Genomic DNA, 6,695 nt, shown 5'->3' on the forward strand with positions numbered 1-6,695 from the left:
TGCCGCTGAAAGTACACTGGCGAGTCTACTTCCATTTCAAGGAAAGTAAACTGAACGGTGTAAAATGATTAGATGAACGAGCCTAAGCGCCCTCTCCGCCTGACCGACCGCAAACGCGAGGCCATCCTGCGCGCGGCGGTGGCCGAGTTCCGCGAACTGGGCTTTGCCGGCACCAGCATGGACCGCATCGCCGCCACCGCCGAGGTGTCCAAGCGCACGGTCTACAACCACTTCGCCAGCAAGGACGAGCTGTTCACCGCCATCCTCTGGCAGCTGTGGGAAGCGAGCCAGTCGCTGGACGCACTCGCCTACGATCCGGCCCGGCCACTGCGCGAGCAGTTGCTGGCCTTCGTCGCACAGAAGCTGCGCCTGCTCAGCGACGCCAGCTTCATCGACCTGTCGCGGGTGGCCATGGCCGAACTGGTGCATGCACCGGAACGGGCACGGGTGATGATGGACAAGCTGGCCGAGAAGGAAGAAGGGCTGACCACCTGGATCCGCGCGGCACAGGCCGATGGCCGCCTGCGCGACGACATCGCCCCGGCCGAGGCCGCCCACCAGCTGCAAGGCATGGTCAAGGCCTTCGCGTTCTGGCCACAGATCGCGATGGGTGCCGCGCCCTTGGACGCCAGCGCGCAGCAGCGGGTGATGCACGACTGCGTGGACATGTTCCTGGCAGTGCGCGCGCGCACGCCCTGAATGCAGTGCGCACCCACCCCGGCAGCGGGCCGCAGGAATCGTCACTCCGGTGCACGAACAGTCGACATGACTACAGGTGTAGTTACCTTTGACACTGCGACGGCAACCCAGCCATTCGTACACTCCGCAAACACGCCCACCGGGCCCTTCGCAGACACATGCAACGTGCGCACTTCCCTGAGATGGTCATCGCTGTTGTTGTCCCTACTCCCGCTCCATGCCCTCGCCGCCGATCAATGGATTCTGGCCACTGATCTATGGGGCAACACCGCCCAGCAGACCTTGAATCTGGACGTGCAAGGCACGCGCGTCAGCGGAACATTGGGCGGTGATCCGATCACCGGCAGCTTGAACGGCGCGCAGCTGAAGTTCACTGCAACCGGCAGCGACGGTCAGGTCTATCACTACGACGGCCGCATCGATGGCAACCGCATGCAGGGCCGCAGCGACGAGCCGGACACCAATAACCGCAGCGCGCGAGCAGCGCATGATTTCAGCGCATGGCGGGTGCCGGTACGGCCGGACAAGGCACCGCGCCTGCACGACTTCACGCCCAGCGACCACTCCAACACCTTCAGCGCCGATCGCGCGCCGGCGCTGGTGATCTGGCCCGGCGATTCGGTGCAGACCAAGACCCTGGATTCGGGTGGTGTCGACGAGCACGGCATCACCCGCGCCTTGTTCGGCAATCCACAGGTCGGGCCGTTCTTCGTCGCCGGTGCCGAGCCAGGCGACACGCTGGCGATCACCATCAGCTCGCTCAAACTCAACCGCGACTACGCCGACAGCCTCGACGGCATCGTCGGCCGCTTGAAGACCCCGCGCATCGCCACCGAGACCGCGACGCTGGGCAATCCGGTGCGCTGGGAACTGGATCGCGTGCGCGGCATGGCGCGGCCACAGGGCGCCAGCGGCGCGTTGAAGAACTTCGAGATCCCGGTCAAGCCGATGCTCGGCGGTCTTGCCGTTGCACCAGGCTTTGGTTACCCGCCCTTCTCCACCGGCGACACCAGTGACTTCGGCGGCAACATGGATTTCAACGCCGTGATCCAGGGCAACACGGTCTATCTTGAGGTGCAGCAGCCCGGCGCATTGCTGTATGTCGGTGATGGTCATGCCCTGCAGGGCGACGGTGAAACCAGCCAATGGGCGCTGGAAACATCATTGGATGTGGTGCTGAAGGTTGAACTGATCAAGAAGCAGTCCATCGCCACACCGCGGGTGGAATCGTCTACGCAGATCATGACCTTGGGCCAAGGTGGCTCCAGTGATGATGCGCTGCGTTTGGCAACCTCGGGGATGCTGCAGTGGTTGCGCCAGTCCTATGGCCTGGATATGTCACAGGCTACCCAGGTGCTGGGCGTGGCGGTGCAGTACAGCGTGGTCAATCTTGCTGGTCGCAGTGTTGGTGTGGCGGCGAAGATCGACAAGTCGGTATTGAAGGGTTTGCCGGTTGCTGCGGGGAAGGCTGGGAACTAAAGGCCTTTGATTTTGGCCTTTGATTTTGGCTTTTGGCGTTTGGCGTTTGGCGTTTGGACTTTGCCCTGGATGCCGTCATTCCCGCGAAGGCGGGGTTTTCAACCGACGAATGTCGGGTCATCGCTCTTGCTGCTGCTCTTGCTTCTGCTTTGGTTTAGATCAAAAGCCAAAGCACAGAGCGATCCCCGCCTTCGCGAGGATGACGGCATAAAAGCAACAGCAAAGCAAAGCGAAACACTGCAAAACGAAGCGCTGCAAAGCAAACCACAAACAGCACAAACAACAACGGCGGGCTTACGCCCGCCGTTGTCATATCCCGCGCTACAACCGATTACTGCTTCGGCGCAGCTTCCGCCTTGGCGATCATCGCTTCCACCGAGGCAGTGGTGATCGGGTGGTAGCCCGGCTTGGCCTTGGCGAACACTTCCTTGGCGAAGGCCAGACCTTCCGGCGTCTTCAGCAGTTCAGCGTAGATCGGCAGCACCAGCTTGCGGCGACCGACCTTCTGGATGAACTCGCCAGCAGCAGCCTGTGCTTCGGTGTAGCCGCTGCGGATTGCCAGCGGGTACCAACGCATCGCGATTTCGCCGTTCGGGGTACCGGTGAAGTGGTAACCCTTGTCCAGCTGCGCCAGCTTCTCGACCGGCAGCTTCTCGCCCATGCCATCGATGAAACGCACCCATTCCTGGGTATTCCACTCGCGGGTCACCTGGCTGTTCGGCAGCGAATCGCTGCCCAGGAAGGCGATGCGTGCAGTGTCGACCACGGCGAAGTTACGCGAGCGGGCCTTGGTGGCGAACGTCGGGATGCCCGGCTCCTCCAGCCAAGCCTTCAACTCGGCATCGGTTACCGCCGTCGGGTTCTTCGGCAGCAGGTTCTTCTTCATGTACTCGACGAACTGGTCGGTGTTGGCGCTCTGGAAAGCATGGTCGTCGAACCAGCCACGCAGGAACGGGTCAAACACCGCACGACCAAAGCGCTGCTCCAGGAACTGCAGGAACCATGCGCCCTTGACGTAAGCCACCTGGCTCAACGCATCGTCCGGGTCACGCTCGTTGAGCGGCGGCAGTGCCAGCGCCTGGTCGGCCGGGCTCATGTCCTTCACTTCATTGAGCAGATCGGTCTGGTCGATCTCGCGCTCCATCTCGGCCATCTCGGCGCCATACAGCGCCTCGGTGATGCGGCCCTGCACGTAGGTGGTGAAACCTTCGTTGAGCCAGATGTCCTTCCAGCTGGCGTTGGTCACCAGGTTGCCGGACCAGCTATGCGCCAGTTCGTGCGCGACCAGCGACACCAGCGACTTGTCGCCAACGATGACGGTCGGGGTAGCGAAGGTCAGGCGCGGGTTTTCCATGCCACCGAACGGGAACGACGGCGGCAGCACCAGCATGTCGTAGCGGCCCCAACGGTATTCGCCGTACAGGTTCTCGGCGGCACCGATCATCTTCTCGGTATCTTCGAATTCCTTGACGGCCTTGTTGACCATGGTCGGCTCGGCCCACACGCCGGAGCGCTCGGAGATCGGCTCGAACACCAGGTCACCGGCGGCAATGGCCAGCAGGTAGGACGGGATCGGCTGCGGCATCTTGAAGGCGTAATCGCCATCACGTGCGGCCTTGGGATCGTTGTCGGCGCTCATCAGCACCATCACGTCCGGGCGGCTGGTGACATGCGCGCTATAGGTGAAGCGGACGCTCGGGGTGTCCTGCAACGGCACCCAGGAACGGGCGTGGATCGCCTGCGACTGGCTGAACATGAAGGGCAGCTTCTTGCCCTCGGTCATGGACGGCTCCAGCCACTGCAGACCGGAGGCGGTCGGCGCGGTGTGGTAGGTGATGCGCACCGAGGTCGGCTGGGCCGGGGTTTCGATGCTCAGCTTGCTGCCGAACACCTTGTCTGCCGGTGCCAGCACGAACTGCAGCGGGGTGGCAGCGCCGTCGGCGGCCACGGCCTCGACCTTCTCAACCGTCAGCTCGCGGGTGTCGAGCAGCAGCTGCTTGGCAGCCTTGTCCTTCCACTCCAGCGTGTAGGTAGCCGTACCGCCGATCTGCTTGGCGTCGAAATCGACCTTCAGATCCAGCGCCAGATCCTTGATGACGACCTTTTCGGGTTCAGCGTAGGAGCTTTCATCGTGGCTGCGGCTGACGGTATTCACGGCGGCGGCGGGCTTCTGGGCGACGGGGTCGACGGTGGGGGCTGCGGGTTCTTTGGCACAGCCGGCGACTAGCGCCACGGCCAGGGGCAGCATCAGGAACGAAGAACGCATTGATCTGGAACCGGTTCAGGGAACAACCGCTGATTTTAAACCTGAAAGGCCTTGGTGGATGCGGCAGTGCGGCATTGCCGTGCGCTTTGGCCTTTTTGCCGTCATCCCCGCGAAGGCGGGGATCGCTCTTCGCATTGACTCTTCATCAAGAGCAGGAGCAGAGCAAAAGCACCCCTCCCAACCCTCCCCTTGCCTGCGGCAAAGGGAGGGCTCAGCCCCCCGACGGTAGTGCCGAGCCATGCTCGGCAGAGGCCTTACCAGCAAAGCCAAAATACCAACAGCAACACCCCACATACGAAAAAGGCGGCCAATGGCCGCCTTTTCCTCAACCCACCCAGCAAGCAAGCCTCAAAGCTTGTAACCCGAGTGAATCGACACAATCCCAGCGCTCAGGTTCTTGTAATGGCAGCGACCAAACCCGGCCTCCGTCATCATCGCCTTCAGCTCTTCCTGCGGCGGGTGCTTGCGGATGCTCTCGGCCAGATACTGGTAGCTGTCAGCATCACCACGCGCAAACAGCTTGCCCAGCTTCGGCAGCACCTTGAACGAGTGGAAATCGTAGATCGGCTTGAACCAGTCCACGGTCACTTCCGAGAACTCCAGCACGCGCGCCTGACCGCCCACCTTCAGCACGCGGTACATCTCGCGCAGCGCGGCTTCCTTGTCGGTCACGTTGCGCAGGCCGAAGGAAATGGTCACCAGATCGAAACTCTGGTCCGGGAACGGCAGCGCTTCCGCATTGAGCTGCACCCACTCGAAGCCCGAAACCTGGCCACGGTTGGTCAGACGGTCGCGACCCACCGACAACATACCTGCGTTGATGTCACCCAACACCACGCTGCCTTCGGCGCCGATGCGCTCTTTCAGCAGCACCGCGATATCACCTGTACCGCCGGCCAGATCCAGTACCCGATCACCCGGCTTCACCTGCGCGGTGGCTACGAAGTAGCGCTTCCACAGCCGGTGAATACCCAGGCTCATCAGGTCGTTCATCACGTCGTAGTTGTCGGCCACGGAGGTGAACACCTGGCCGACAAGCTTCTGCTTGTCCTTGGCCGGTACATCGCGGAAGCCGAAGTGGGTGGTGCCGGTCTTGTAGGGGGATTCGCTCATGCCGCTGATTATCGCACCGACAGCCCGATTGCGGCGCCAGCAGGCTGAATCCGGCCGCTATGATGATCGCCACAGCACCACAAGGACCTTGCATGATCACCACCCCGGACTACCGCGCCCTGCTTGAAACCGCCATTGCCGAGGCCCGCCAGGGCCTGGCCGAAGGCGGCATTCCGATTGGCGCGGCGCTGTACCACAACGATGGCCGCCTGCTCGGCTGCGGCCACAACCGCCGCATCCAGGAAGGCGACCCGTCCATCCACGGCGAAACCGACGCCTTCCGCAAGGCCGGCCGCCAGCGCGGCTACCGCAACACCATCATGGTCACCACCCTGGCCCCGTGCTGGTACTGCAGCGGCCTGGTGCGCCAATTCAACATCGGTACCGTGGTGGTGGGTGAATCGGTCAGTTTCCCCGGCGGCATCGACTGGCTGCGCGAGAATGGCGTGAACGTCATCGACCTGAATGACGCCAGCTGCATCGAGATGATGGGCCGCTACATCGCGGAGAACCCGGACGTCTGGAATGAGGATATCGGCGAATAATGTGACGTAATCTGAACAAATCCCCATTAATCTCATAGGGAAATTAGACGCTGTAGCCAGATCGTAAGATAAACAGCGGTATGCTCGGGGTACAGGGGCACTGCCATCGAGGTGAAGCGATGTATACAACGCCCATCCAACACAGCAGTCGCCAATCCCTCCAGCGTGCTGGGGAGCAATTGCGACAGCAGTACGCACGACATCGCTGCTCGGCCCCGTTCTGGGATGCCTACCAACAGGTTCAACGTGAACTGGTAGCGGCACATCCGGAACACCAGGCCGAGCTCTGCAACCGCTTGGCGGTATTTGCCCAAGGTCTGGGCGCGGTTGAGAAGGCTCAGTTACTTGAGCTGGCGGACAACGAAGCATAAAAAAAACCGGGCCCAGCCCGGTTTTTTTTTGCCTTGTTTCTGCCCCCTCCCTTTTGCGCAGCAAAGGGGAGGGTTGGGGAGGGGTTGGCTTTTGGGCTTTTGGGCTTTTGGGCTTTTGGGCTTTTGGGCTTTAGGGGATTTGGGGGGTTGGGGGCTAGGAGCTGAGGCGGGGAGGGCAGGAGACCGAAACCACAAAAGCCCAGAGGGGCTTAACCGCAAATA

At 62.0% G+C, this 6,695-nt stretch carries 6 protein-coding genes; 4 read left to right on the plus strand and 2 right to left on the minus strand.

Features of this window, described 5'->3' with window-relative positions; all coding sequences use genetic code 11:
- Positions 1-72 precede the first annotated feature (72 nt).
- Both ACVOLZ_RS14850 and ACVOLZ_RS14855 read left to right on the plus strand, forming a co-directional pair.
- On the plus strand, positions 73-699 hold the full coding sequence (locus ACVOLZ_RS14850) for a TetR/AcrR family transcriptional regulator (RefSeq protein WP_481516795.1): 627 nt from the start codon (positions 73-75) through the stop codon (positions 697-699).
- A 195-nt stretch (positions 700-894) separates the two neighbouring features.
- Complete coding sequence (locus ACVOLZ_RS14855) at positions 895-2,178, plus strand: acetamidase/formamidase family protein (RefSeq protein WP_481516796.1); 1,284 nt, start codon at positions 895-897, stop codon at positions 2,176-2,178.
- Between the two features lie 331 nt (positions 2,179-2,509).
- On the opposite strand, the gene ACVOLZ_RS14860 is transcribed toward ACVOLZ_RS14855, so the two are convergent.
- Together ACVOLZ_RS14860 and ubiE are read right to left on the minus strand one after the other, a co-directional pair.
- Positions 2,510-4,444, minus strand: coding sequence for a M1 family metallopeptidase (locus tag ACVOLZ_RS14860; protein ID WP_481516797.1), 1,935 nt, complete (start codon positions 4,442-4,444; stop codon positions 2,510-2,512).
- Between the two features lie 348 nt (positions 4,445-4,792).
- Positions 4,793-5,557 (minus strand): bifunctional demethylmenaquinone methyltransferase/2-methoxy-6-polyprenyl-1,4-benzoquinol methylase UbiE, encoded by a 765-nt coding sequence (ubiE, locus tag ACVOLZ_RS14865; RefSeq protein ID WP_346496869.1) that lies wholly within the window; start codon positions 5,555-5,557, stop codon positions 4,793-4,795.
- Between the two features lie 92 nt (positions 5,558-5,649).
- Between ubiE and ACVOLZ_RS14870 the strand changes: the two genes are divergently transcribed.
- Together ACVOLZ_RS14870 and ACVOLZ_RS14875 are read left to right on the plus strand one after the other, a co-directional pair.
- Positions 5,650-6,102, plus strand: a complete 453-nt coding sequence (locus ACVOLZ_RS14870; protein ID WP_303747502.1) for a nucleoside deaminase — start codon at positions 5,650-5,652, stop codon at positions 6,100-6,102.
- A 119-nt stretch (positions 6,103-6,221) separates the two neighbouring features.
- Entirely contained in the window at positions 6,222-6,473 is a 252-nt protein-coding gene (locus tag ACVOLZ_RS14875; protein ID WP_481516798.1) for a hypothetical protein, read from the plus strand.
- Positions 6,474-6,695: the final 222 nt, after the last annotated feature.

Source organism: Stenotrophomonas sp. STEN020 (assembly GCF_056760195.1).